The 25,156-nt window shown below is 70.9% G+C and carries 22 protein-coding genes; 14 read left to right on the forward strand and 8 right to left on the reverse strand.

What is annotated here, in order from left to right; translation table 11 throughout:
* Positions 1–424 precede the first annotated feature (424 nt).
* Entirely contained in the window at positions 425–1,423 is a 999-nt protein-coding gene (locus tag ACZ56L_RS08490) for a sigma-70 family RNA polymerase sigma factor (protein ID WP_345221986.1), read from the forward strand.
* Positions 1,424–1,687: 264 nt separating this feature from the next.
* On the opposite strand, the gene ACZ56L_RS08495 is transcribed toward ACZ56L_RS08490, so the two are convergent.
* Positions 1,688–2,671: a helix-turn-helix transcriptional regulator gene (locus ACZ56L_RS08495; protein ID WP_345221988.1), complete on the reverse strand. Its 984-nt coding sequence runs from the start codon at positions 2,669–2,671 to the stop codon at positions 1,688–1,690.
* Between the two features lie 62 nt (positions 2,672–2,733).
* Between ACZ56L_RS08495 and ACZ56L_RS08500 the strand changes: the two genes are divergently transcribed.
* The 4 genes from ACZ56L_RS08500 to ACZ56L_RS08515 all read left to right on the forward strand — a co-directional run bounded on the left by ACZ56L_RS08500 (position 2,734) and on the right by ACZ56L_RS08515 (position 8,487).
* Positions 2,734–4,302, forward strand: a complete 1,569-nt coding sequence (locus ACZ56L_RS08500) for an MFS transporter (protein ID WP_468687475.1) — start codon at positions 2,734–2,736, stop codon at positions 4,300–4,302.
* A gap of 289 nt (positions 4,303–4,591) precedes the next feature.
* Positions 4,592–5,353: a DeoR/GlpR family DNA-binding transcription regulator gene (locus tag ACZ56L_RS08505; protein ID WP_468687477.1), complete on the forward strand. Its 762-nt coding sequence runs from the start codon at positions 4,592–4,594 to the stop codon at positions 5,351–5,353.
* 4 nt (positions 5,354–5,357) lie between these two features.
* Entirely contained in the window at positions 5,358–6,305 is a 948-nt protein-coding gene (gene pfkB, locus ACZ56L_RS08510) for a 1-phosphofructokinase (protein WP_471062620.1), read from the forward strand.
* A gap of 73 nt (positions 6,306–6,378) precedes the next feature.
* Positions 6,379–8,487 carry a PTS fructose transporter subunit IIABC gene (locus tag ACZ56L_RS08515; RefSeq protein WP_468687479.1) on the forward strand — a complete coding sequence of 703 codons (2,109 nt, stop codon included), beginning with the start codon at positions 6,379–6,381 and terminating at the stop codon, positions 8,485–8,487.
* A 53-nt stretch (positions 8,488–8,540) separates the two neighbouring features.
* Here ACZ56L_RS08515 and ACZ56L_RS08520 read toward each other — a convergent pair whose 3' ends face one another.
* The 3 genes from ACZ56L_RS08520 to ACZ56L_RS08530 form a co-directional block, all read right to left on the reverse strand.
* Positions 8,541–9,377 (reverse strand): DUF6227 family protein, encoded by an 837-nt coding sequence (locus ACZ56L_RS08520; RefSeq protein ID WP_345221997.1) that lies wholly within the window; start codon positions 9,375–9,377, stop codon positions 8,541–8,543.
* Between the two features lie 158 nt (positions 9,378–9,535).
* Positions 9,536–10,639 (reverse strand): P1 family peptidase, encoded by a 1,104-nt coding sequence (locus ACZ56L_RS08525; protein ID WP_471062622.1) that lies wholly within the window; start codon positions 10,637–10,639, stop codon positions 9,536–9,538.
* Between the two features lie 12 nt (positions 10,640–10,651).
* Positions 10,652–11,851, reverse strand: coding sequence for a low temperature requirement protein A (locus tag ACZ56L_RS08530; protein ID WP_471062624.1), 1,200 nt, complete (start codon positions 11,849–11,851; stop codon positions 10,652–10,654).
* A gap of 272 nt (positions 11,852–12,123) precedes the next feature.
* Between ACZ56L_RS08530 and pflB the strand changes: the two genes are divergently transcribed.
* From pflB to ACZ56L_RS08575, 9 genes are all read left to right on the forward strand, one after another.
* Complete coding sequence (pflB, locus tag ACZ56L_RS08535; protein WP_471062626.1) at positions 12,124–14,412, forward strand: formate C-acetyltransferase; 2,289 nt, start codon at positions 12,124–12,126, stop codon at positions 14,410–14,412.
* A gap of 152 nt (positions 14,413–14,564) precedes the next feature.
* Complete coding sequence (gene pflA, locus ACZ56L_RS08540) at positions 14,565–15,392, forward strand: pyruvate formate-lyase-activating protein (protein ID WP_471062628.1); 828 nt, start codon at positions 14,565–14,567, stop codon at positions 15,390–15,392.
* A 189-nt stretch (positions 15,393–15,581) separates the two neighbouring features.
* Entirely contained in the window at positions 15,582–16,667 is a 1,086-nt protein-coding gene (locus tag ACZ56L_RS08545; protein WP_471062630.1) for an MFS transporter, read from the forward strand.
* A 65-nt stretch (positions 16,668–16,732) separates the two neighbouring features.
* On the forward strand, positions 16,733–19,021 hold the full coding sequence (locus ACZ56L_RS08550) for a molybdopterin oxidoreductase family protein (RefSeq protein ID WP_471062827.1): 2,289 nt from the start codon (positions 16,733–16,735) through the stop codon (positions 19,019–19,021).
* Positions 19,022–19,027: 6 nt separating this feature from the next.
* On the forward strand, positions 19,028–19,627 hold the full coding sequence (locus tag ACZ56L_RS08555; protein ID WP_345222009.1) for a 4Fe-4S dicluster domain-containing protein: 600 nt from the start codon (positions 19,028–19,030) through the stop codon (positions 19,625–19,627).
* Positions 19,624–20,313: a Rieske (2Fe-2S) protein gene (locus ACZ56L_RS08560; RefSeq protein WP_471062632.1), complete on the forward strand. Its 690-nt coding sequence runs from the start codon at positions 19,624–19,626 to the stop codon at positions 20,311–20,313. The genes ACZ56L_RS08555 and ACZ56L_RS08560 overlap by 4 nt, the downstream gene beginning before the upstream one ends.
* Positions 20,310–20,738, forward strand: a complete 429-nt coding sequence (locus tag ACZ56L_RS08565; RefSeq protein WP_345222013.1) for a hypothetical protein — start codon at positions 20,310–20,312, stop codon at positions 20,736–20,738. The genes ACZ56L_RS08560 and ACZ56L_RS08565 overlap by 4 nt, the downstream gene beginning before the upstream one ends.
* A gap of 5 nt (positions 20,739–20,743) precedes the next feature.
* Positions 20,744–22,171, forward strand: coding sequence for an MFS transporter (locus ACZ56L_RS08570; protein WP_345222015.1), 1,428 nt, complete (start codon positions 20,744–20,746; stop codon positions 22,169–22,171).
* A 40-nt stretch (positions 22,172–22,211) separates the two neighbouring features.
* Positions 22,212–22,415 (forward strand): hypothetical protein, encoded by a 204-nt coding sequence (locus ACZ56L_RS08575; protein WP_471062634.1) that lies wholly within the window; start codon positions 22,212–22,214, stop codon positions 22,413–22,415.
* A 22-nt stretch (positions 22,416–22,437) separates the two neighbouring features.
* Here ACZ56L_RS08575 and mscL read toward each other — a convergent pair whose 3' ends face one another.
* From mscL to ACZ56L_RS08595, 4 genes are all read right to left on the reverse strand, one after another.
* Positions 22,438–22,905, reverse strand: a complete 468-nt coding sequence (gene mscL / locus ACZ56L_RS08580; protein ID WP_471062636.1) for a large conductance mechanosensitive channel protein MscL — start codon at positions 22,903–22,905, stop codon at positions 22,438–22,440.
* 186 nt (positions 22,906–23,091) lie between these two features.
* Positions 23,092–23,592, reverse strand: coding sequence for a hypothetical protein (locus ACZ56L_RS08585; protein ID WP_471062638.1), 501 nt, complete (start codon positions 23,590–23,592; stop codon positions 23,092–23,094).
* Between the two features lie 258 nt (positions 23,593–23,850).
* Complete coding sequence (locus ACZ56L_RS08590) at positions 23,851–24,693, reverse strand: S-methyl-5'-thioadenosine phosphorylase (protein WP_471062640.1); 843 nt, start codon at positions 24,691–24,693, stop codon at positions 23,851–23,853.
* A 98-nt stretch (positions 24,694–24,791) separates the two neighbouring features.
* Positions 24,792–25,124, reverse strand: coding sequence for an FmdB family zinc ribbon protein (locus ACZ56L_RS08595; protein ID WP_345222025.1), 333 nt, complete (start codon positions 25,122–25,124; stop codon positions 24,792–24,794).
* Positions 25,125–25,156: the final 32 nt, after the last annotated feature.

Below are 25,156 nucleotides of genomic sequence, written 5' to 3' on the forward strand. Positions count from 1 at the left end.
CCGGCGCGTTCGGCGCGCCCGCGCCCGCCGGACCCGGAATTCGGGCACTTCGGACATCGCGAGCAACCATGCGGCGGCAGGGGCCGTCTCCAAGGGCGGGAGGGCGGCCACGGGCGGCGCTCCCCGGGTGGAAAAAGGAGTCGCGTCGGGGTGATCGACGTCTCACCGGTGAAGTGGCCGTAAAGATCGGCGAGATCCCTCGGGTCGACCCCCGCACCCGCTCTGACCTGCACCTCTGTGGTGATTTGGGCCGACATCACCCTCGAACGGGGCGACAGGGTACTGCAAGATCACGAAATTGAGTGCCGGTGAGGGGAATTCTGTCCGGATTCCGGCCGTTGGTTCTTTTGGAAGCTGGGAACCCGAAAGGAGTCCCGGCAGCCACAGCCACACCAGCGACCTACACACGCAAGGGAGCACCCGCATGGCAACCCGTGCCGTCGCCCGTCGGTCCTCGACCGGATCGACCAGGGCCAGCAGCGTTCGCGCCGTAGGCGGGGAGATCGCCGACCGCGACCTGGTCGGCATGTACCTCGACGAGATAGCACGGACGCCCCTGCTCGACGCCGCCAAGGAGGTCGAGCTGTCCCAGACCATCGAAGCCGGTGTGTACGCACGCCAGATACTCGACGGCGAGGTGGCGGACTCCAAGGAGGCGGGTGTCGCTTCCCGCGAGGAGCTGGAAGCGCTCTACGAGGCGGGGGAGCGGGCCAAGGACCTGTTCATCCGGTCCAACCTGCGTCTGGTCGTGGCCGTCGCCCGCCGCTACCCGCGCAGCGGCCTGCCCCTGCTCGACCTGATCCAGGAGGGCAACGCCGGCCTGGTGCGCGCCGTCGAGAAGTTCGACTACGCCAAGGGCTTCAAGTTCTCCACGTACGCGACCTGGTGGATCCGTCAGGCCATCACCCGCTCCATCGCCGACCAGTCCCGCACCATCCGCCTGCCCGTCCACCTGGTGGAGGAGCTGGGCCGCATCCGCCGCGTCCAGCGCGAGTTCAACCGCGAGAACGGCCGCGATCCCGAGCACGAGGAGATCGCCAAGGAGCTCGACGCCAAGCCGCAGCGCATCAGCGACGTGCTCGACTGGGCCCGCGACCCGGTCTCGCTGAACATGCCGGTCGACGACGGCGGCGAGACCCAGTTCGGCGACCTCCTGGAGGACACCTCCGCGGTCTCGCCCGAGCAGTCGGTGCTCTCCATGCTGCGCAGCGAGGAGCTGGAGGACCTGATAGGCAAGCTCGACCAGCGCACGGCCTCGATCATCCGCATGCGGTACGGCATCGAGGACGGCCGGGAGCGCACGCTCACCGAGGTCGGCAAGGAGCACGGCCTCACCCGTGAGCGCATCCGCCAGATCGAGAAGCACGCGCTGCTGGAGCTGAAGAAGATGGCGCACGACACGGGCTTCGACGCGGCGGCGTGAGGCGGGTACGACGTACGGCGCCGGCGGCAGCCGCGCGGCTGCCGCGGCCGGGCCGTGCCGTCCCCGCACGGCCGGGTCCCCTCCGTACCCGCTCCCCGGCACGGCCCCGCCGTTGCGCAGGACCCAGAAACCCCCGTACGGCGTCGAAGCCGTACGGCACCGACCACGACGCGGCGGCCACCACCCACCCCGGGCCGCCGGGCCCTTCCCGGGACGAAGCCCCGGCGCGTCCCCCCGAGCGCCGGGGCTCCCCACCCGGCGGCGTCACGCCGCCGGGCCGACCGCGCGCCCGATGCGCGCGCCGAGCGAGGCCAGGTACTCCACCAGCACCGGCGGCTCCCGCACCGTGAACTCGCAGTCCACCAGCGCCAGCCGCAGCCCCACCCACTCCGGCGAGTCGCCCAGCTCCGCCTCCAGCCGACAGGTGTGCTCGCCCGTGGCCACCGGCGTCCCCAGTGAGCGCGGCAGCCGCGCCGCGACGAAGGCGGCGGGCGCCTCGAACGTCGCCACCAGCCGGAACGGCTCGTTCTGTCCGATCCCGCCCAGGGCCTGCATGGACTGGCGCAGGAAGTCCGCCGCGTTCCCCGTCGGCAGCCCGCGCGGCACGAACCGTGCCCCCGTCGCGAACGGCTCGCTCACCCGGTCCACCCGGAACGTCCGCCAGTCCTCGCGGTCGATGTCGTACGCCACCAGGTACCAGCGGCGCCCCGTGCTGACCAGCCGGTGCGGTTCGACCAGGCGCTTGGTCGCCGTGCCGTCGCCGGAGCGGTAGGCGAACCGCAGCCGCTCCTGCCCGGTCGCCGCGCCCGCCATCACGGTCAGCGTCTGCGGATCGATGCTCGCCCCGTCGCCGCTGGTCAGCGGAACCGTCGCGGCCTGGAGCGCCGAGACCTGGCGGCGCAGCCGCGACGGCAGCACCTGCTCCAGCTTGGCCAGCGCCCGCACCGACGCCTCCTCGATGCCCTCCACGGCGTGCCCGGCGCCGGCCCGCAGGCCCACCGCGATCGCCACCGCCTCCTCGTCGTCGAGCACCAGCGGGGGCATGGCCTTGCCCGCGACCAGGCGGTACCCGCCCTCCGCCCCCATCGTCGCCTGCACCGGATAACCCAGGTCGCGGAGCCGGTCGATGTCCCTGCGCACCGTCCGGCGCGAGACGTCGAGGCGGGTCGCCAGCTCGCTGCCCGGCCATTCGCGGGGCGTCTGGAGCAGCGAGAGCAGTTGCAGCAGCCGTGCCGGTGTGTCCGTCATGCACCAAGCATGCGCCGGATGTGGGACACAGTGTGTCCTACATGGGGACTACCGTCTCGACCATGACTTCAGCACCCCCGTCGGGGACTTCCGAGGCGTCTCCGATATCCGCCGCAGCACCCCGGGCCGAGCAGCCGGGCGACCGCCGTCGCTGGTTCGCGCTCGCCATCGTGATGACCGCCGCCTTCATGGACCTGGTCGACGTCACGATCGTCAACATCGCCATCCCGAGCATCCAGGGCAGCCTGGGCGCGAGCTTCAGCGCCATCCAGTGGATCACCGCCGGTTACGCCCTGGCGTTCGCCGCGGGGCTCATCACGGGCGGCAGGCTCGGCGACATCTACGGCCGCAAGCGGCTGTTCCTCATCGGCATCGGCGGCTTCACCGCCGCTTCGGCGCTCTGCGGCTTCGCCGCCAACCCGGACGTGCTGGTCGCCTCCCGCGTCCTGCAGGGCGCGACGGCGGCGCTGATGGTCCCGCAGGTGCTCTCCATCGTGCACGCCACCTTCCCGGCGCACGAGCGCGGCAAGGTCTTCGGCCTGTTCGGCGCGATTGTCGGCCTCGGCGCGGTCACCGGGCCGCTGCTGGGCGCGCTGCTCACCGAGTGGAACCTCTTCGGCCTGGAATGGCGCCCGATCTTCCTGATCAACCTGCCCGTCGGCGTCGCCGGGCTGGTCCTGGGCGCCAAGTTCATCACCGAGTCCAAGGCGCCGCGCGCGCTGAAGCTGGACCTGCCGGGCGTCGCCCTGGTGGTGCTGGGCCTGCTGGCGCTGATCTACCCGCTGACCCGGGGCCGCGAGCTGGACTGGCCGCTGTGGGGCCACCTGTCGATGGCGGGCAGCCTGCTGATCCTGGCCGCCTTCGTGGCGTACGAGAAGTGGAAGACGCGGCGCGACGGATCGCCGCTGGTGGAGCTGTCGCTGTTCCGGGTCAAGAGCTTCGCGGCGGGCATCGCAGTGCAGCTCACCTTCGGTGTCTTCAGCGGCATCTTCTTCATGGTGTGGACGCTCTACATGCAGATCGGGCTCGGCTGGAGCGCGCTGCGCGCGGGCGTCACCGGCATCCCCTTCTCCGTCGCGGTCTCGGTGGCGGCGGGCATCTCGGTGCAGAAGCTGGTGCCGCGCTTCGGGCGCAAGGTGCTCCAGGCGGGCGCGCTCACCATGGCCGCCGGGCTGCTGCTCTACATCTGGGAGGCGCACCACTTCGGCGCGGCCATCTCCCCCTGGCAGATGGCGCTGCCGCTGACCGTGATGGGTCTCGGCATGGGCCTGATCGTCGCGCCGCTCACCGACGCGGTGCTCTCCGAGGTGCCCAAGGAGCACTCGGGTTCGGCGTCCGGGCTGATCAACACGACCGGGCAGACCGGCAACGCCTTCGGCATCGGCCTGGTGTCGGTGGTCTTCTTCGGGGTCATCGACGACAAGGTGGAGCTGGCGAAGGGCGCGCGGAGCGCGATCGGGCCGGCGTACGTGGACGCGTTCCAGAGCGCGCTGGGCTGGGTCGTCGGCGTCCTGCTGGTGATCTTCCTGCTGATGTTCGCGCTGCCGAGGAAGACGGCGGGCCACCAGGCGCCGGACGCCGCCGCCCCGTTCGAGGACGAGGTCTGCAAGGAGCCCGCCCTGACCGTCTGACACCGCTCGGCGCTCTTGCGGCCACAGGCCCGCCCGGTCCCCGGACCGCGCGGGCCTGTGGCCGTCGTACGGCTCCGCAGGAGAAGCGTCCCGACCGGGCGCGGGGAACCCGCGCGGCACCGCCAGGGGCCCTCCGGTCCGGACCCGAGGCCCGCATGACTCATTTCCGACCAGACCGGAAGCCCGTTCGTGCCCGTTCGTGGCCCGTATGTGTTTACTCGGTCGGGTGGAGGGGCGTACCCTGCCGGTGAAACCACAGGTTCGGGCATTGAAACGGACGTAACCCCTCATGTACGCACCCGAGCGCCAGCAGGAAATCCTCCGCCTCGCCCGCGAGGACGGACGCGTCGACGTGCTGTCCCTCGCCGACACCTTCCAGGTCACCGCCGAGACCGTCCGCCGCGACCTCAAGGCCCTCGACCGGGCCGGCCTCCTGCGCCGGGTGCACGGCGGCGCCATCCCGGCCGGGCGGCTCGACTTCGAACCCGACCTCGCCGAGCGCGAGGCCGCGGCGGCCGACGAGAAGGACCGCATCGCGCGGGCCGCCACCGCCGAACTGCCCACCGAGGGCAGCGTCGTCCTCGACGCCGGCACGACCACGGCCCGCCTCGCGGCCCTCCTCCCGCTGGATTGCGGCCTGACCGTCGTCACGCACTCCCTGCCGGTCGCCGCCCGCCTCGCCGACCACCCTGGCATCGACCTCCACCTGGTCGGCGGCCGGGTGCGCCACCGCACCCGCGCCGCCGTGGACGCCTGGGCCCTGCGCGCGTACGGCGAGATCCGCGCCGACGTCGTCCTCCTCGGCGCCAACGGATTCTCCGTACGCCACGGCCTGACCACCCCCGACCTCGCCGAAGCGGCCGTGAAGCGGGCGGTGATCGCCTCGGCCCGCCGGGTCGTGCTGCTCGCCGACTCCGCCAAGCACGGGCAGGAGCACTTCGCGCGCTTCGGCGGCCTCGCGGACGTGGACCTGCTCATCACCGACTCCGGGCTCGGCCCCGAGGACGCCGCCGCCATCGAGGCGGCCGGAACCGAAGTACAGCGAGTGTGACCCGATGATCCTGACCGTCACCCCCAACCCCAGCCTCGACCGCACCTACGAGGTCCCCACCCTGATGCGGGGCGAAGTGCTGCGGGCCACCTCCGACCGGATGGACCCCGGCGGCAAGGGCGTCAACGTCTCGCGCGCGGTCGCCGCCGCCGGCCGCGACACCCTCGCCGTCCTCCCCCTGGGCGGCGCCCCCGGCGCCCTCGTCGCCGAACTCCTGCGCGCCGAGGGCATCGCGGTCGCCGCGGTGCCGGTGGCGGGGCAGACCCGGTCCAACATCTCCGTCGCCGAACCCGACGGCGCCCTCACCAAGATCAACGCGACCGGGCCCGAGCTCACCGCCGCCGAGTCCGAGGCACTGCTCGACGCCGTGCGCGCGCACTCCGCCGACGCCGACTGGATCGCCTGCTGCGGCAGCCTCCCGCGCGGTCTCGCCCCACGGTGGTACGCCGCCCTGGTGGCCCGCGCGCACGAGGCGGGGGCGCGGATCGCGCTCGACACCTCGGGGCCCCCGCTGCTCGCCGCGCTGCGCGAGCGGCCCGACGTGGTGAAGCCGAACGCGGAGGAGCTGGCCGCGGCGGTCGGGCGCCCGCTCAGGACGATCGGTGACGCCGTCGCCGCGGCCGGGGACCTGCGCGCCCTGGGCGCCCGGACGGTACTGGCCAGCCTGGGCGCCGACGGGCAGCTCCTGGTCACCGGTTCCGGAGTGTGGTTCGGCTCGGCGGAGGCCGATGCCGTACGGAGCAACGTCGGCGCCGGTGATGCCTCGCTGGCCGGTTTCCTGGCGGCCGGGGGCGAAGGGCCCGAGGCCCTCGCGGCGGCGGTCGCGCACGGTGCGGCGGCGGTACGGCTGCCGGGCAGCGTGATGCCGACGCCGTCCGACCTGGACCCGGCGGCGGTGACGGTGACGGCGGACGTCCCGCTGGACCGCGTACTGACGGAGCCCACGTCATGACCATCCCGAATGTCCCGCGGCCTGCCGCCCCCTTCCCGCATCCCGTGCAGACATCCGTGCAAAGGAGCCCGCGATGAGCCAGATGATCACCGCGGACCTGGTCGACCTCGACCTGGCCGCCCCCACCAAGCAAGAGGCGACCCGTTCGCTGGCGACCCGGATGGCGGGACTCGGCAGGGTCACCGACCTCGACGGTTTCCTCGCCGACGTCGCGGCACGCGAGGCGCAGATGCCGACCGGCCTGGAGGGCGGCATCGGCATCCCGCACTGCCGCAGCGCGCACGTCACCGAGCCGACGCTCGCCTTCGGGCGCAGCGCCTCCGGTGTCGACTTCGGCGCGACGGACGGCCCGGCGGACCTGATCTTCCTGATCGCCGCTCCGGCGGGCGCGGACGACGCCCACCTGACGATCCTCTCCGGTCTGGCCCGGCAGTTGATGAACACCGCGTTCACGGACGCGCTGCGGGCGGTGGGGGACCCGGAGTCGGCGGCGGCCCTGATCCGGGGGGACGAGGTGCCGGCACCGGCACCCGCACCGGCATCTGCTCCGGGAGGGGAGGCGGCCGCGCGCGCATCAGCACCGGAGGCCGCGCAGGCATCAGAGGCCGCGCAGGCACCGGAGGCCGCACCGGCTGCGGTGGCCGCGCGCGCACCCGCACCGGAGGCCGCGTCGGCACCGGCGGCCGTCCCCGACGCCGGACGTCCCTTCCGTATCGTCGCCGTCACCTCCTGCCCCACCGGCATCGCGCACACCTACATGGCTGCCGAAGCCCTCGAACAGGCGGGCGACGGCGCCGGTGTGCAGCTCACCGTCGAGCCGCAGGGCTCCTCGGGCTTCACCCGGCTCGACCCGGCGGTCATCGCCGCCGCGGACGCGGTGATCTTCGCCCACGACGTTCCCGTACGGGACCGCGAACGCTTCGCCGGGAAGCCGACCGTCGACGTCGGCGTCAAGGCGGGCATCAGCCGGCCCCTGGAACTCATCGCCGAGGCCAGGGACAAGGCCGCCCGAGGAGACGTTTCCGCGGCCCCCGGCAAGGGGACGCCGGTCGAGGAGTCCGGCGAGGCCGACGAGAGTTACGGTGCGAAGCTCCGCACCTGGCTGATGAGCGGCGTCAGCTACATGGTCCCGTTCGTCGCGGCGGGCGGCCTGCTGATAGCACTCGGTTTCGCCATCGGCGGTTACGGAATCGACAAAGCGCCTTCCGTGCTGGAGCACTTCGCGTGGGGCGACCACACCAGTTGGGCGGCACTGCTGTTCCAGATCGGCGGCCTGGCCTTCGCGTTCCTGATCCCGGTGCTGGCCGGCTACATCGCGTACGGGATGGCCGACCGCCCCGGCCTGGTGCCCGGTTTCGTCGGCGGCTCCATCGCGGTCACCATCAAGGCCGGTTTCCTCGGCGGCCTGGTCGCCGGCCTGCTCGCGGGCGCGGTCGTCCTGGCGATCCAGCGGGTGCGCGTCCCGGCCGCCCTGCGCGGCATCATGCCGGTCGTGGTGATCCCGCTGATCTCCTCGATCGTCGTCGGCTTCCTGATGTTCCTGGTGATCGGCGAACCCATCGCCGAGCTGCAGTCGGCGCTGACCGACTGGCTGGGCAGCATGTCCGGTACCAATGCGGTCGTACTGGGCGTCGTCCTGGGCCTGATGATGTGCTTCGACCTCGGCGGCCCGCTCAACAAGGTCGCGTACGCCTTCGCCATCGGCGGCATCGCCGACAACCCCAACGACGGCAACCTCAAGGTCATGGCCGCCGTGATGGCCGCGGGCATGGTGCCGCCGCTGGCGATGGCGCTCGCCACCACCGTGCGCGGCGGGCTCTTCACCAGGACCGAGCGCGAGAACGGCAAGGCGGCCTGGGTGCTCGGCGCGTCCTTCATCACCGAGGGCGCGATCCCGTTCGCCGCCGCCGACCCGCTGCGCGTCATCCCCGCCTCCATGGCGGGCGGCGCCGTCACCGGTGCCCTGTCGATGGCCTTCGCGAACACCCTGCGCGCCCCGCACGGCGGCGTGTTCGTGGCCCCGCTGGTCGGCAACCCGCTGCTGTACCTGGTGGCCGTCGCCGCCGGTGTGGTGGTGACCGCCGGACTCGTCGTCCTCCTCAAGGGGATCCGGCGGAAGCCCGCGTCCGCCCCCGGCCCGCGGGCGGGCGACGCGGAGCAGCAGGTGACCGTCGCCGCCTGACCTGGCCGGCCCGCGCCCCCGCCCCGCGCGGAGGGCGGGCTAGGCCCGGCCGGTCACCGGACCCGCCCGCGAAGCCCCATCGCTTCGCGGGCGGTGTGCTTGTCCGCGTACACCTCGCACATGTGCCGCCCGTCCGGCGTCGCCGTGTGCTCGACCTCCCAGAGGCTGAGCTCGCTGCCGTCCATCAGCAGGAACGCGTGCTCGTACAGCGTGAAGCCCACGTCCCGCCCCCGGCTGCGGCACTGCCGTCCGAAGACCTGAGTGATCTCGTGCGCCAGCGCGTCCCTGAGCAGCCGGGCCGTCTCCTCGCCCGGCCGGTCCGCGTTCTCCGCGCGGCGCAGTACCCGGCGCGCGTGGTCGGCGGAGTCGTCCGGCACGAAGGAGCGCCGGGCCGGCCGGCGGGGTCCGGCGAAGAGGGCGTCCAGGTCGTCCCCCGCCCCTACCGCGAGGCTGTCGGGGACGACGAGGGCGTCCGGGCAGTCCGGTCCGTCCGTGCACTCCGGGAACATCGGCACCTCGTCCGGGTGCGCGCCGCTCCGGGGCGCCAGCCGGTTCGCGGCGAGCCTGGCCTCGGTGACGTCGGTGTACAGCTCGTGCTCGACGTGCCGGTCGCGGCCCGCGTTGTGCACCAGCTCCCACAGGGTGAGGGAGGACCCGTCGGCAAGCAGGAACGCATGCCGGTACAGGGAGCGGCGCAGGCCGGCGCTGTGGTGGGAGGAGCGCAGCGAGGAGCTGTGCGCGAACGCCGACTGCAGGCGGTCGACCGTCTCGTCGGGCAGGTCGAAGGAGTTCAGCGCACGGCCCAGGAGCTGCCCGAGGTGCTCCTCGGTGGTTTCGAGCACGTCGTGCTCGTCGAGGCCGTCGCTCTCGTACTCGTACGGATCGTTCAAGGCTTCTCCAGGCCGTCGCCACAGGTAACGCTCTGGGGACACAACGTAGCCGGTGGGTCTGACATCGCGCCGGGGGATGGCACTTATTTGCCGGTGAACGAAGGGAGATGTACGAGAGGTTCCCGCAAGGCGCCCCCGAAATACCGCAGTTCTACGATTCACCCCGCCTGCGGGTAGAGCTCCCGGTATGCCGGGAACACCCCGCCGGGTCCGTCGACGCCTTCGGCCGCCCGCACGGCCTTCACGATCGCCCGCGTCACCGTGTCCGCGCCCGCCGCGAGCACCTCGTTGAGGGCGGCGGCCGTCAACTGGTCCCCGCCGTGCGCGAGCTGCTCGGCGACCAGCGGGCGCGCCCCGGTGGACAGGGCGAAGACCGTGTCGCCGTCGGTCAGCTGGTGCACCGGACGCAGTGCCCGGGCGAAACCGTCGTGCGAGGTGCCGGCCAGCTTGTGCGCCTGCGCGCGGGTGAGCCCGGCGTCGGTGGCGACGACCGCGAGCGTGGTGTTCAGCGGAGGGCGCACGGAGGCGGCGTACCGTCGCGCGGACTCCTCTCGCGCCTCCCGCGCACGCCGCAGCGCCTCCCGGTGCACCTCCGTGCGCGGGTACGTCACCGGCCCCTGGAAGTACTCCCCGTACAGCACGCCGGTCAGCGGGTCGACGGGGGAGCCCGCGGCGTTCACCACCACCAGCGCCGCCACCGTCGCGCCCGAGTCCAGCAGCACGCTCGCCGTGCCCACACCGCCCTTGAGGCCGCCCGCCACCGCGCCGGTGCCCGCACCCACCGCGCCCTGTGCCACCGGTGCGCCGGGCCCGGTGCGCGCCGCCTCCGCCACGGCGGCCCGTCCCGTCGCCGCGTCGGGGCGGACGTGCCAGTCGCCGCCGCGCCCCAGGTCGAAGAGGCAGGCGGCGGGCACCACGGGTACCACCTGTGCCGGGTCCGGGCCTGCGCGGTAGCCGCGGTGCCGTTCCTCCAGCCAGGCCACCACCCCGGACGCCGCGTCGAGCCCGTACGCGCTGCCGCCGGTGAGGACGATCGCGTCCGTGCGCTGCACCAGGTTGCGCGGGTCCAGCGCGTCCGTCTCGCGGGTGCCGGGCCCGCCGCCCCGTACGTCCACGGCCGCGGTGAAGCCGCCCTCGGGGCCGAGCACGACGGTGCTCCCGGTCAGGGCGAGGGCTGTCGCCACGCGGGCGTGGCCGACCCGCAGGCCGGCCACGTCGGTCAGTGCGTCATGCGGTCCCGGCTTCCCGGTGGGGGCGTCCATGGGCCCTGCGTATCACGGCGTCTGCGGCGTGCGAAGGCCCGCGCTGTCCGGCCGGTCCGACAGCAGTACGCCGACCGCGACGGCCAGCGCCATGACGAGGCCCGCCGCCGGCACCGCCCAGGTGCCCAGGAAGGTGCACGCGAGCACCAGGACCACCGTCACCGGCATCAGCGACTTCTCCGCGACGCTCCGCTTGAAGTGCCGGGCCTGCAGGAACCAGCCGGTGAGCAGGAACAGCGCCGTCGGGAGGGTCACCGCGGCCGCCGCCGCCACGGCGGAGATGTGCGCCTGGCCGGTGACCTGCTCGACCGCGACCTCGATGCCCGCGCCGATCGCCGCCGCCGACCCCAGGATGAGCAGATGGCCGTAGCCCCAGGTGATGGCGCGCCGCAGGGAGGTGAGACGTTTCTGCGCCGGGGAGGAGAAGTAGATCCACCAGGCGGAGAAGACGATCAGCAGGCCGCCGCCCGCGATGGACAGCAGCTCGCCCAGCTCCTCGTGCTCGTCCAGGGCCTTCTGCACGGCGATGGTGGCGGCGGTGATGGACTCGCCCAGCACGATGATGGTGAACAGCCCGTACCGCTCGGCGATGTGGTGCGGGTGCCAGGAGGTGCTGAAGTCCTTCTCGGCGATCACCGGAACGCTCAGCTCGGCCAGGGCCAGGAGCACGAAGCAGTACAGGCGCGCGCCCTCCGGCACGAAGAGCATCGCCAGCCAGCCGAGCTGGCAGATCACCAGGCCGGTCGCGTACTTCAGCGCGGTGGACCGTTCGGGGCCGGGGTTGTGCCGGGCGACCCGCAGCCACTGGCAGGTCATGGCCAGGCGCATCACGACGTAGCCGGCGATGCAGACGGCCCAGTTGCCGTGGTCGAAGGCGCGCGGAATGCCGGCCGCGAACACCAGGACGCCCGCGATCTGCACCAGTACGGCGAGGCGGTAGAACACGTCGTCGTTGTCGTAGGCGGAGGCGAACCAGGTGAAGTTGACCCACGCCCACCAGATGGCGAAGAAGACCAGGGCGTAGCCGAGGGTGCCGCTGCCGAAGTGGCCCTCCGCGACGGCGTGCACCAGGCGCACCCCGGCCTGGGCCACGGCGACGACGAAACACAGGTCGAAGAACAGTTCCAGCACGGTGGCCGCACGGTGTCCCTCGACAGGACTGCGCGCCGTCATGCGGCGCAGCAGGCCGGTGGAGGCGGTCGGATGACTCATGGGTACATGAGACCAGAGGAGTCGGCGGAGCGCGCGGAGGGATGCCGGGGGCTTTTCCCGCAGTGGCCGGACATTCTTTGTGAATGCATTCACAAGTGAACCAATGACATTGGTCCCTGACGGAACTGCTGGTCAGAGCGCCGAATCCGCTGTCGGGCGGGCAGGAGTGGGGTCCTTCGGTCCTCGGTTGAGGACCATTGCGCGGTCCGCGGACCGTCCGCGAGGAGTCGAATGGAGTCACAGCGACGAAGCAGGAACGGAAGGTGCGGACGATGACCACAGCCCCCGTGAAGACCGCGGCGAACCACACGCAGGCCGATGCCGCCGCCGAGACCGCGGACGCCTGGGACGGCTTCGAGGACGGGCTGTGGCGCGACGCCGTCGACGTCCGCGACTTCGTCCAGCGCAACTACACCCCGTACGAGGGCGACGCCTCCTTCCTCGCCGGGCCCACCGAGCGCACCACCGCCGTGTGGCAGAAGCTCCTGCGCATGTTCCCCGAGGAGAACAGCAGGGGCGTCCACGACGTCGACGTGAGGACCCCCTCCCGCATCGACGCCTTCGCGCCCGGCTTCATCGACCCCGACAAGGACCTCATCGTCGGCCTGCAGACCGACGCGCCGCTCAAGCGGGCGATCATGCCCAACGGCGGCTGGCGCATGGTCGAGAACGCCCTCAACGCCTACGGCTACGAGGCCGACCCCCGGGTCCGCGAGGTCTACACGCACCTGCGCAAGACCCACAACGAGGGCGTCTTCGACGCGTACACCCCCGAGATCCGCGCCTGCCGCTCCTCCGGCATCATCACCGGCCTGCCCGACGCCTACGGCCGCGGCCGCATCATCGGCGACTACCGCCGCGTCGCCCTGTACGGGGTAGACCGACTTGTCGACATGAAGCTGGCCGACAAGGCGCGCCTCGGTGAGCGGTGGGCGACCGAGCACGTCATCCGCGACCGCGAGGAGATCTCCGAGCAGATCAAGGCGCTCAACGAGCTCAAGGCGATGGCCGCCTCGTACGGCTACGACATCTCCGGCCCCGCCCGCACCGGCCGCGAGGCCGTCCAGTGGCTGTACTTCGCCTACCTGGCCGCCGTGAAGGAGCAGAACGGCGCGGCCATGTCGATCGGCCGCATCGACAACTTCCTCGACATCTACCTCCAGCGCGACCTCGACAGGGGCCTCATCACCGAGGAGCAGGCCCAGGAGTTCATCGACGACTTCGTCATCAAGCTGCGCATCGTCCGCTTCCTGCGCACCCCCGAGTACAACGAGCTGTACTCCGGCGACCCCACCTGGGTGACCTGGTCGATGGCCGGCATCGGCGACGACGGCCGGCCGCTGGTCTCGCGCACCACCTTCCGCGCCCTGCAGACGCTCTACAACCTCGGCCCCGCGCCGGAGCCGAACCTCACCGTCTTCTGGTCGCGGCGACTGCCGCGGGGCTTCAAGGCGTACGCGTCGAAGGTCGCCATCGACACCTCGGCGATCCAGTTCGAGTCCGACGAGCTGATGCGCCCGAAGTACGGCGACGACACCGCCATCGCGTGCTGCGTCTCGGCGATGGCCGTCGGCAAGCAGATGCAGTTCTTCGGCGCACGCGTGAATGTCGCCAAAGCGCTTTTGTACGCGATCAACGGCGGCCGTGACGAGAAGACCGGCAAGACCGTCGTGGCGGGCTTCGAACCGGTCACCGGCGACTACCTCGACTACGACGACGTCGCCCCGCGCTACGACGCGATGCTGGACTGGCTGGCGAAGACGTACGTGCACGCGCTCAACGTCATCCACTACATGCACGACAAGTACGCATACGAGCGCATCGAGATGGCCCTGCACGACCAGGAGATCCTGCGCACCATGGCCTGCGGCATCGCCGGCCTCTCCGTCGCCGCCGACTCCCTCTCGGCCATCAAGCACGCCAAGGTCAAGGTCATCCGGGACGAGACGGGCCTCGCGGTCGACTACGAGATCGAGGGCGACTACCCGGCGTACGGCAACAACGACGACCGCGCGGACGCCATCGCCCGGCGCATCGTCGAGGACTTCATGCAGAAGATCCGCAAGCACCCGACGTACCGCGACGCCGTGCACACCCAGTCCGTGCTCACGATCACTTCGAACGTGGTCTACGGCAAGAAGACCGGCAACACGCCCGACGGCCGCCGCGCCGGCACCCCGTTCGCCCCGGGCGCCAACCCGATGAACGGCCGCGACGAGCACGGTTACATCGCCTCGGCCCTGTCGGTCGCCAAGCTGCCCTACGACGAGGCCGAGGACGGCATCTCGCTGACCAACACCATCACCCCGGACGCGCTGGGCCGCACCCCCGAGGAGCGGGTGCAGAACCTCTCCGGCGTCCTCGACGGCTTCATGGCCAGCAATGGCTTCCACATGAACGTCAACGTCCTCGACAAGAAGATGCTCGAAGACGCCATGGAGCACCCGGAGAACTACCCGCAGCTCACCATCCGGGTCTCCGGTTACGCGGTCAACTTCGTGCGGCTGACCCGCGAGCAGCAGCTCGACGTCATCAACCGCACCTTCCACGGCTCCCTCTAGAGCCGCCCGCCCCCCCATGGGGCCCGCGATCCGTACGGTGCCGGGGCCGGTCCCCCCTGACCCCCACCCAGTCCCGGCGCCGTACGGAAACGTTTCTCCCTCCCCTTCTCCTCCGCACCTCCTCTCGCCACTCCTCCCAGGAGGCTCCTGCCATGACCGCCGTACTGCTCGGAAGCGACATTCCGGTACGGGCCGCCGCCCCGGCCGCCCCCGAGGGCGCCACCCCGGCCGGCGCGGCGACCCACCGCCCCGTCACCGGCGCGGTGCACTCCTGGGACTTGTCCACCGGCGTCGACGGCCCCGGCACGCGCTTCGTCACCTTCCTCTCCGGATGCCCGCTGAGCTGCTTGTACTGCCACAACCCCGACACGATGAGGATGCGCAACGGGAAGCGGTACGCGGCGGACGACATCGTCGCCGAGGCCGCCAAGTACACGACCTTCATCCGGGCCTCCGGCGGCGGCGCCACCATCAGCGGCGGCGAACCCCTCCTCCAGCCGGTCTTCGCGGGCGAACTCCTCCACCGCTTCAAGCACGAACTCGGCCTGCACACCGCGCTGGACACCTCGGGCTTCCTCGGTGCCCGCGCCACCGACGCCCTGCTGCGGGACGTGGACCTCGTCCTCCTGGACATCAAGTCCTGGGACCCGGTGACGTACACGAAGGTGACCGGCCGCGAACTGGGGCCCACCCTCGACTTCGCCCGCCGCCTGGCCGCCCTGGACAAGCAGGTGCACGTACGGTTCGTGCTCGTTCCGGGCCTGACCGACGACCCCGCGAACATCGACGGCGTCGCCGCCTTCGCCGCCTCGCTCGGGGTCGTCTCGCGGGTCGACGTCCTGCCCTTCCACAAGCTGGGCGAGGCCAAGTGGCAGGCGCTGGGCAAGAACTTCACCCTGCACGACACCCCGTCGCCGGGGCCGGCCGAGGTGACGGCGGCCCGCGAGATCTTCCAGGAACACGGGCTGTACGCCGTTTGAGTACACCAGAGGGTGCAAATGCACTGTTAGTCCTAATTTGGTGGGGTGACCGAGCCCTCTCCCTCCGCACCGGACCCCACTCCGCCTCCGAGCCCGGGGGGCGCGCCGCCTGCCGGCGCGGGAACCGTGCCCGCCACGAGTGCAGGCGGTGCACCCTCCACGAGCGCGCCCGCCGGGCGTGCGGGAGGTGTGCCCGCCGCTGGCACGGGCGCCACTGATGCCGCGCCGCGGCTCGGTCCCCCGCGGTCCACGCCTTCGGTGACCCGTCGTGCCACCCTCGTCGCCACCGTGGTCTCGCTGCTGCTGATCCTCGCGATCTACTTCGGCAGCCGCCTGCTGCGCGACTTCGACTCCGCCCTGATCCCGTATGCGGTGGCGACGGTCTTCCTCGCGTTCGGCGTCGCCTACCGCTACACCGTGTGGATCTCCGCCCCCGGCGCCCGCCGCCTCTTCACCAAGGGCTGGGGCAGCCTCTTCTCCGTCGAGAACTTCCGCAAGGCCCCCACCGCCCTGCCGAGGATGATCGCGACCTACCTCGGCCTCCAGAAGTTCCTCGGTGCCCGCAGCCATGCCCGCTGGGCCGCCCACCAGCTCATCTTCTGGGGCTGCGTCCTGGCCGCTGCGATCACCTTCCCCCTCACCTGGGGCTGGTTCACCTTCACGTCGTCGACCGGTGCCGGCCCTGGCTACGAGATGCGGATCTGGGGCTTCAAGGTGCTCGGCTACGACTCCTCCAGCCTCGTCGGCTGGCTGCTGTTCCACGGCCTGGACATCGCCGCCGTGCTGGTCATCCCCGGCGCCTCGTACTTCCTGTACCGGCGCATGAAGGACCGCGGCGCGATGACCGGCCAGCGCTTCGCCTACGACCTGGTCCCGCTCATCGCCCTCATCGTCGTCTCGGTCACCGGCCTGCTGCTGACCTTCTCCTCGATCTTCCTGCACGGCGGCGGCTACGAGTTCCTCGCGCTGCTGCACATGGTCTCGGTCGTCTTCACCCTGATCTACATCCCGTTCGGGAAGTTCTTCCACATCGTGCAGCGGCCCGCCGCCGTCGGCATGCAGCTCTTCAAGTACACCGCCCGGCAGAAGGACGAGGTTTTCCACTGCCGCCGCTGCGACACGCCGATCGACACCGCGCCGTACGTCGAGAACCTCGAAGCGACCATGCGCGACCTGAAGCTCGACTTCGCCGAATGGGCCGAGTACTGCCCGCGCTGCAAACGCGAACTGCGCGGCAACGCCTACCTCTCGCACGTCAAGAAGGGTTTCAAGTGACCGCGCAAGGCGTCCCGCTGGGACCGTCCGTACGGACCGGCAGGCCCGCACCGGCGGGCGGCCGCATCCCGCTCGACCCCGCCATCGCCCCGCCCGGCACCCGCGGCTTCCGCGACGCCGGCGGCATCCCCGCCGACCAGTGGCACGCCGACCAGAACGGCGAGACCCTCGTCCCCACCCACTGCTGCTTCTGCGGCGTGCAGTGCGGCATGTACCTGCGTGTCGACAAAGGCGGCAAGGTCTTCGGCGTCGAACCCCGCAACCACGACATCAACCGCATGCGCCTGTGCCCCAAGGGCATCAACGCCTACCAGCAGGTCAACCACCCCGACCGGCTCACTGCCCCGCTGCTGCGCCGCTCGCGCGACGAGGAGTTCCGGGAGGTCTCCTGGGAGGAGGCCCTCGACCACACCGCCGCCGAGATCCGCCGCATCCAGCAGACGTACGGCAACGACGCCTTCGGAATGCTCGGCGGCGCGAGCCTCTTCTCCGAGAAGACGTACTTGGTAGGCAAGTTCGCCCGGGTGGCCCTCAAAACTCGACATGTCGACTACAACGGTCGCCTGTGCATGGTCTCCGCCGCCGGCGCCAACAAGCTCGCCTTCGGCATCGACCGCGCGGGCAACCCCTTCTCCGACATCCTCCTCACCGACTGCCTGCTGATCGCCGGCTCCAACGTCGGCGAGTGCTTCCCGGTGATGACCCAGTACCTGTGGGGTGCGCGCGACCGGGGCGCGGTGCTGATCGTCGTCGACCCGCGGGAGACGGCCGTCGCCCGCACCGCCGACATCCACGTCGCCCTCAAGCCCGGCACGGACTCGGCGTTCTTCAACGCCGTCCTCCACGTCGTCGTACGCGAAAACCTCGTCGACGCCGCCTACCTCGCGGCGCACACCACCGGCTGGGACGAGGTCAGGGCCAAGGTCGCCGAGTACCCGCCGGAGCGCGCGGCGGAGATCTGCGGGGTGCCGGCCGCCCAGATCGAACAGGTCGCCCGGGTCTTCGCGGGCGCGGGCAAGTCGATGGCCTGGCACGCGCGCGGCATCGAGCACCACTCGCAGGGCGTCGAGAACTGCCTGTCCGTCATCAACCTGTGCGTCGCCACCGGCAACCTCGGCAAGCCCGGCGCCGGCTACGGAACCATCACCGGCCAGGGCAACGGCCAGGGCGGCCGCGAACACGGCCAGAAGTCCGACATGCTGCCCGGCGGCCGCTCCATCCTCAACGACGAACACCGCCGCCAGATCTGCGCGATCTGGGGCATCGAGGAGTCCGAACTCCCACCCGCCGGAACCTCCATGATGGAAATGGTCTGGCAGATGCAGCGCGGCGAGATCCGCGGTCTGATCGGTGTCTGCAACAACCCCTTCGTGTCCCTCCCCAACTACCGGGTGACGAAGGAGGGCTACGACGCCACGGAGTTCCACGCCCAGTTCGACTTCTTCCTCTCCGAGACGGCCGCCAACGCGCACGTCGTCTTCCCCGTCACCACCTGGGCGGAGGACGAGGGCGTGATGGCCAACGCCGAGGCCCGCGTCGTCAAGCACAACAAGGCACAGGAGCCCCCCGCGGGCGTCCGCACCGACACCTGGGTGATGTGCCAGCTCGCGCAACGTCTCGGCGTCGGCGACAAATTCGCCTTCGCCGGCTCCCGCGAGGTCTTCGAGGAACTGCGCACCGCCTCCTCGGGCACCGTCAACGACTACTACGGCATCACCTACGAGCGCCTGGAGGAGACCGGCGGCATCGCCTGGCCCTGCCCGGACACCAGTCACCCCGGCACCCCTCGCCTCTTCGAGGACGGGAAGACCTGGCACCCCGACGGCAAGATCCACCTCCAGGTCGTCGAATGGCACCAGCCGATGGACCCGTACGACGACGACTTCCCCATGTCGCTGACCACGGGCCGCACCGTCGCGCACTTCCTCTCCGGCAACCAGACCCGGCGTCTGGGCGCGCTCGTCGAACAGACCCCGCGCCCGTGGGTGGAGTTGCACCCCTGCCACGGCTTCCAGAACGGCGATCCGGTACGTGTCGTCACCCGCCGCGGCAGCGCCGTCTTCCCGGCGCTGGTCACCGAGGCGATCCGCCCCGACACCTTCTTCGTGCCGTACCACTGGCCCGCCCCGACGGCCGCCAACATCCTCACCATCGACGCCCTGGACCCCCGCTCCAAGATCCCGGAGTACAAGGTCTGCGCCTGCCGCATCGAGCGCGCCGACTCCATCGACGAGGTGCCGGCCCCGCCCGTAGCCCCCGGCCACGTGGCGTACCCCGAGACCCAGGTCTCCCGCACCGACGCCCTGCCGCCCACCGCCCCGCAGGGTAGGGCGACCGCAGAAGAGAGGCGCTGACCAGCCATGATGGGCAAAACGATCTTCATCGACCCGGGTCGCTGCATCGGTTGTCAGGCCTGCGTCTCCGCCTGCCGCGAATGCGACTCGCACCGCGGCAAATCGATGATCCACCTCGATTACACCGAACCCGGGCAGTCCGTCGCCTCCCTGCCCACCGTCTGCATGCACTGCGAGGACCCGGTCGCCCCCTGCGCCGAGGTCTGTCCCGCCGAGGCGATCCTCGTCACCGCCGACGGTGTGGTGCAGCAGGCCGACACCACCCGCTGCATCGGCTGCGCGAACTGCGTCAACGCCTGCCCCTTCGGCGTCCCCAAGATCGACCTCGAAGCCAAGCTGCAGATGAAGTGCAACCTCTGCTACGACCGCACCGCCTACGGGCTGGCCCCGATGTGCGCCACGGTCTGCCCCACCGGCGCCCTCTTCTACGGAACTCTCGAAGAGCTCCAGGCCGAGCGTCCCGGTGTCCAGGTCGCCGACTCCTTCGCGTTCGGCGACGTGATGGTCTCCACCGGCGTCGCCATGGTCGTCCCCGCCGACAAGGTCCAGTGGCCGGTGCCCGGCGGGCTCCCGGTCGTCGAGGTGAACGGAGTCGACGTCCGATGAGCACAATCCAGCCCCCCGGGGACACCGCCGGCCGCTCCGACGTCGACATCGACGACGACCAGGCCGACCTCCACGACCGGATCAGCGCCGACTCCCTCACCTCCCGCCGCGACTACCTGCGCATCGTCGCCACCGTCTCCGGCGGCCTCGCCGTCGGCGGCCTGGCGGTCGCCGGGGGAGTGCTGCACCGGCACGGCGACCCCGACGGCGACGGCCTCCCCAAGGCGAAGAAGATCGCCGACGCCCTCCCGGCCGGCGAGTCGATCGCGTTCCGCTACCCCGGTGACGAGGACCGCGCGGTCGCCGTCCGCCTCGACGACGGCGCCCTCGTCGGCTACTCCGCCGTCTGTACGCACCTGGCCTGCGCCGTCCTGTGGCGCAAGGAACGCGGCTCCGGGGGCGAGCTGTACTGCCCCTGCCACGAGGGCGTCTTCGACGCCCGCACCGGAGAGGTCACCGCCGGCCCACCGCCCCGCGGCCTGCCCAAGGTGGTGGTCGTAGAGGAAACCGACGGCAGCATCTGGGCGATCGGCACCACCCGCTCCGGCGAAAGCGTCGAGGACGGCCTGTGCCGCCAGATCGTCGACGAACGCCCCGAGTTCGCGGCCCGCGTCGGCTGCCCGGGAGCGTCCCTGCGCCGCGACCCGCAGACCGATCCCGGCCAGCAGAACAGGAGGCAGACATGACCGAGCCGACCCAGCCCCCGAACGCCCCGTCCCCGAACACCCCGCCCCAGCCCCCGCGCACCCCGCCCGGCCCCCCGCCGCGCCCCGTCTACCACCCCGGCAGTGCCAACCCCAGGCTGAACCGCCCGGTCCACGATCGCTATCCCCAGATCCGCCCGACCAGCGGCTACGGCGACCCCCGCATCCGTCGCACCGGGCCGGGCCCCGGCGCGGGCACCGAGCAGGAACCCGAACGCGCCGCCAAGTTCAACGCCCGCCTCACGCTGGCGATGACGGTCGTCGTCGGCCAGCTCTGGGCCTTGTTCATCACCGTCAACGAGTGGATGAAGGGCGACACCACCACCGCCTGGTGGGGGGCGGGCTTCCTCTGCCTGTCCTTCGTGGCTGTCCTGCTCCTCTGGCTCATCGACCCCAAGGACCGGTGACTCCCGTGGCAACAGCAACCCCCACCGGCTCTCCGGCCCAGGGCCTCGACACGTACAAGCCGGGCACGACGATCACGGACTGGCGCCCCGAGGACGAGTCCTTCTGGCAGTCCACCGGCCGCAAGGTCGCCAACCGCAACCTGTGGATCTCGGTCCCCGCCCTGATGCTGGGCTTCGTGGTCTGGCAGGTCTGGTCGGTGACCGTCGTCAAGCTCGGCGACGTCGGCTTCGGCTACTCCAAGTCGCAGCTGTTCTGGCTGACCGCCATCCCCGGCATCACCGGCGGCACCTTCCGGATTCTCTATACCTTCATCGGGCCGATCTTCGGCGAGCGGAAGTTCACCGCGTTCTCCACGATCATCCTGATCGCCCCGATGCTCTGGCTCGGCTTCGCCCTCCAGGACACTTCCACCCCGTACTGGGAAATGGCCCTGATCGCTGCCGTCTGCGGTCTCGGCGGCGCCAATTTCGCGTCCTCGATGGCCAACATCGGCTTCTTCTTCCCCAAGCGGGAGAAGGGCAACGCCAACGGCATGAACGGCGGACTCGGCAACCTGGGCGTCTCCGTCGTCCAGTTGGTGGCCCCGCTGGTGATCACCGCCGCCGTGCTCTTCGCCCCGGCCGGCGGCCCACTGAAGAGCAAGAAGACGGGCGAGGACGTCTGGCTCCAGAACGGCGCGTTCCTCTGGGTACCGCTGCTGGTGATCATGACCCTGCTGGCCTGGTTCCTGATGAACGACCTCAAGGTCGCCGCCGCCCCATTCAGCGAGCAGAAGATCATCTTCAAGCGGAAGCACAACTGGCTGATGACCTGGCTGTACGTCGGGACCTTCGGCTCGTTCATCGGCTTCGCCGCGGCCCTGCCCAACCTGATCAACACCACGTTCACCCCGATCAACTCGGCCTACTCGGCCACGACGTACGCCTGGATCGGTCCCTTCATCGGCGCCCTCGCCCGCTGGGGCGGCGGCTGGCTCTCCGACAAGATGGGCGGCGCCCGCGTCACCATGCTGTCGTTCGTCGGCATGGGCGTGGCCCTGGTCGTCGTCATCGGCGCACTCCCGCACAGCGGCGACAACGGCAACTTCTGGGTCTTCTACGCCGGCTTCCTCGTCGCGTTCCTCTTCTGCGGCCTGGGCAACGGCTCCACCTTCCGGCAGATCCCGGTGATCTTCCGCAACCAGCACCTCAAGGAGGCGGCGGGCAAGGGCCCGGAGGCGAACGCAGCAGCACTCAAGCAGTCCGAGATGGAGGCAGGCGCGGTCACCGGCTTCAGCTCGGGCATCGCCGCCTACGGCTTCTTCTTCATCCCGGCCATGTTCGCGAACTTCCCCGTGGTCAATTCCCTGTGGGTGTTCGTCGGCTTCTACGTGACGTGCCTGGCCGTCTGCTGGTGGTTCTACGCCCGCAAGGGTGCCGAGGCCCCCAGCTGACCGGAGGTCCGGTCCCGGATCCTCGCCGTACTCTGGAGGAATGAACACCTCCGACCACGCCGCCCCCGGCCCGGGCCTCCCCGAACCGGCGACGCGTCCCAAGCCCCGGCTGGCCTTCGACGACCCACTCGACCTGCAGTCGTCGGACGACACGGGCCTGGCCTGGGGCGACCGCCCCACCACGAGCGGCGGCACGACGGACCTCGCCCGTTTCCTGGACGAGAAGCCGCCGCACCACGTCTGACCCGACCGCGCCGAGCGCGGTGCTACGGGTTGTTGTGCCCGGTCCCGCGCTGTGCGACGAGGGCGTCCCGGATCTCCTTGAGGAGCTCGACCTCGGTGGCCTCCATGACCTCCTCGGTCGCGTCCTTCGCCTTCGCCCTGGCCGCACGCCGGGCGAGGTACTTCGCCATCGGCAGGACCATCAGGAAGTAGACGACCGCAGCGGTGATCAGGAAGCTCAGCGCGGCGCTGAGGACCGATCCCCACATGATCGGGATGCCCTGCATCTGACCGTCGATGACCTTGCACGGATCCTTCAGGCAGGAGCTGTACTTCTCCAGGTCCTGCGTGCCGAATGCGCCGACAAGCGGATTGATCACGCCCTTGACGATCGAGTTCACGATGTTGGTGAACGCGGCACCGATGACAACGGCGACCGCGAGATCGATCACGTTGCCGCGCATCAGGAAGGCCTTGAAGCCTTCCAGCAGGCTGGTTTTCTCCTCGCTCACGAATGAGCCTCTTTTCGCATGTGCAGGGGGCAGTGCAAATTTCTCCGCAACTCTCGACAGCACCGGCCGCCGCTGTCCAATCCGGCAACTCGTATCGGTGACCCCACTGTTCGTCAGCGCGAATCGACGCTTCGTCCACCAGCCCTGTGGTCAGCACAGGCATCGCTACGGGGAGCAATACAGGGATCAGCACAGTGTCACCACCAGCCGGGACGTGCCGACCGCGCCGGCCAGCTGCGTGGCAGTCGGTCGAGGCACGGACAGCACCACTAGCGCCCCGCCGTCCGCAGAAGTCTGCCCCGGGTCCGGTACCTCAGCCACCCGAACCCCGGCCGCCACTACTCGGGCCGCAGAACCCCCGCCGCTGATCGGGGAGTTCGCGGAAGCGATGACGTCGACCCGGTCGCCGGGCCGCAGCAGCCGTACGGTCGCCGCGTCCGCGATCCGTACCGGCGCGGACACCACCTCGGGGCGCGCGGCCGCCCGCCGCTGCTGTTGTTCCGTGTCATCGACTGCCTGCGGGGGTGAGCCGGCACGCTCCGTGGGCGCTGGCGTCACGGCGGCCAGCGCGGCGGCGGACACCGCCAGCCCGACGGCCAGCACCCGCCGCCTGCGCCGTACCGCTTTGCGCCACCGGTGCCACCCGCCGCGCCTTCGCACCCGCAGCGGAGCGAATTCAGGTACCACGCACAGAGGGGGTGCGGGAGGACTGCTGGGCGCGGGCAGAGCCGGCCGAGGAGGCGGAGCGAGAGACGACACGGAGCATCACCACCGGATCACGAGAGGTGTACGACCTGGACTCCCTCACGATCCACCTTCGGCACCGATCCCGCCGGACCCTGTGGACAGCTCCCGCACTGTGGAAAAGTCGCTCACCCCTGCGGGGGAAGGGGCCGCTGACACGGCAACAACGCCGGCGCCTCGGGGCAACGCGACCCGTCCTCGTCAGGGCAGTGCGATGCCCGTCGCGATCCCGTCGAGCGCGTGTGCGCACAGGCAGTTCCGTTCGGCGTTCGTCGGCAGCCCCGCCACCGCGTCGAACAGAACTCCGCGCAGCCGGTCCACGTTCGCCCCGAACACCTTCAGCACTTCTTCGTGGCTGACGCCCTCGCCCGTCTCCGCCCCCGCGTCCAGGTCCGTGACCAGAGTCATCGACGTGTAGCAGAGTCCCAGCTCACGCGCGAGGACCGCCTCCGGGTGCCCGGTCATGCCGACCACCGACCAGCCCATCGACGCGTGCCACACCGATTCAGCGCGGGTCGAGAAGCGCGGCCCCTCGACGACCACCAGCGTCCCGCCGTCCACCGGCTCCCACTCCCGCCCGCGCGCCGCCTCCAGCGCCACGCCACGCCCCACCGGGCAGTACGGGTCTGCGAACGACATGTGCACCACCTCGGGCAGGATGCCGTCCACGGGCGTGACGCCGTCGTAGTACGTCTGTGCCCTGGCCTTCGTACGGTCCACCAACTGGTCCGGCACCAGCAGCGTGCCCGGTCCGTACTCGGCCTGCAGTCCGCCCACCGCGCACGGCCCCAGCACCTGCCGGGCGCCCACCGAGCGCAGCGCCCACAGGTTGGCCCGGTAGTTGATGCGGTGCGGCGGAAGGTGGTGGTCACGCCCGTGCCGGGGCAGGAACGCCACCTTGCGGCCCGCGATCTCACCCAGGAACAGGGAGTCGCTGGGGTTGCCGTACGGGGTGTCCACCTGGATCTCGGTCACGTCCTCCAGGAAGGAGTAGAAGCCCGAGCCGCCGATGACACCGATCTCTGCCTGCGCTGCGTTCACCATGGCCGTCACCCTAGTTCCCGGCCGGGGAACGCCGAAGCCCCCGCGGTCGCGAACGACAGCGGGGACTTCGGGAAAGCCACTTCGGGAAAACGTATGCCTCAGGCGGCCGAGGACGACCCCGTGGAGGAGCTCGACGAGGACGACGATGTCGACGACGAAGCCGCGGGCTTCGAGTCGGAGCCGGACGAGCCCGACGAGGACGGCGACGCGGTCTTCGCGGCCGACGACGACGCCGGCGAGCTGCTCGACGAGGAGCCGCGGCTGTCGTTCCGGTAGAAACCGGATCCCTTAAAGACGATGCCGACCGCCGAGAAGACCTTCTTCAGGCGTCCCTTGCAGGCCGGGCACTCGGTCAGTGCGTCGTCGGTGAACTTCTGCACTGCCTCAAGGCCTTCGCCACATGCGGTGCACTGGTACTGGTAGGTCGGCACTTGCTCCTCCTGGCACTCTCACTCGATGAGTG

This window comes from Streptomyces sp. NPDC039736, from assembly GCF_055596485.1.

Excerpts from the sequence above, each read along its gene's own strand:
- ACZ56L_RS08490 (WP_345221986.1), top strand. The coding sequence starts at position 425 with ATGGCAACCCGTGCCGTCGCCCGTCGGTCCTCGACCGGATCGACCAGG.
- ACZ56L_RS08495 (WP_345221988.1), bottom strand. The coding sequence starts at position 2,671 with ATGACGGACACACCGGCACGGCTGCTGCAACTGCTCTCGCTGCTCCAG.
- ACZ56L_RS08500 (WP_468687475.1), top strand. The coding sequence starts at position 2,734 with ATGACTTCAGCACCCCCGTCGGGGACTTCCGAGGCGTCTCCGATATCC.
- ACZ56L_RS08505 (WP_468687477.1), top strand. The coding sequence starts at position 4,592 with ATGTACGCACCCGAGCGCCAGCAGGAAATCCTCCGCCTCGCCCGCGAG.
- pfkB (WP_471062620.1), top strand. The coding sequence starts at position 5,358 with ATGATCCTGACCGTCACCCCCAACCCCAGCCTCGACCGCACCTACGAG.
- ACZ56L_RS08515 (WP_468687479.1), top strand. The coding sequence starts at position 6,379 with ATGAGCCAGATGATCACCGCGGACCTGGTCGACCTCGACCTGGCCGCC.
- ACZ56L_RS08525 (WP_471062622.1), bottom strand. The coding sequence starts at position 10,639 with ATGGACGCCCCCACCGGGAAGCCGGGACCGCATGACGCACTGACCGAC.
- ACZ56L_RS08530 (WP_471062624.1), bottom strand. The coding sequence starts at position 11,851 with ATGAGTCATCCGACCGCCTCCACCGGCCTGCTGCGCCGCATGACGGCG.
- pflB (WP_471062626.1), top strand. The coding sequence starts at position 12,124 with ATGACCACAGCCCCCGTGAAGACCGCGGCGAACCACACGCAGGCCGAT.
- pflA (WP_471062628.1), top strand. The coding sequence starts at position 14,565 with ATGACCGCCGTACTGCTCGGAAGCGACATTCCGGTACGGGCCGCCGCC.
- ACZ56L_RS08555 (WP_345222009.1), top strand. The coding sequence starts at position 19,028 with ATGATGGGCAAAACGATCTTCATCGACCCGGGTCGCTGCATCGGTTGT.
- ACZ56L_RS08560 (WP_471062632.1), top strand. The coding sequence starts at position 19,624 with ATGAGCACAATCCAGCCCCCCGGGGACACCGCCGGCCGCTCCGACGTC.
- ACZ56L_RS08565 (WP_345222013.1), top strand. The coding sequence starts at position 20,310 with ATGACCGAGCCGACCCAGCCCCCGAACGCCCCGTCCCCGAACACCCCG.
- ACZ56L_RS08575 (WP_471062634.1), top strand. The coding sequence starts at position 22,212 with ATGAACACCTCCGACCACGCCGCCCCCGGCCCGGGCCTCCCCGAACCG.
- ACZ56L_RS08590 (WP_471062640.1), bottom strand. The coding sequence starts at position 24,693 with ATGGTGAACGCAGCGCAGGCAGAGATCGGTGTCATCGGCGGCTCGGGC.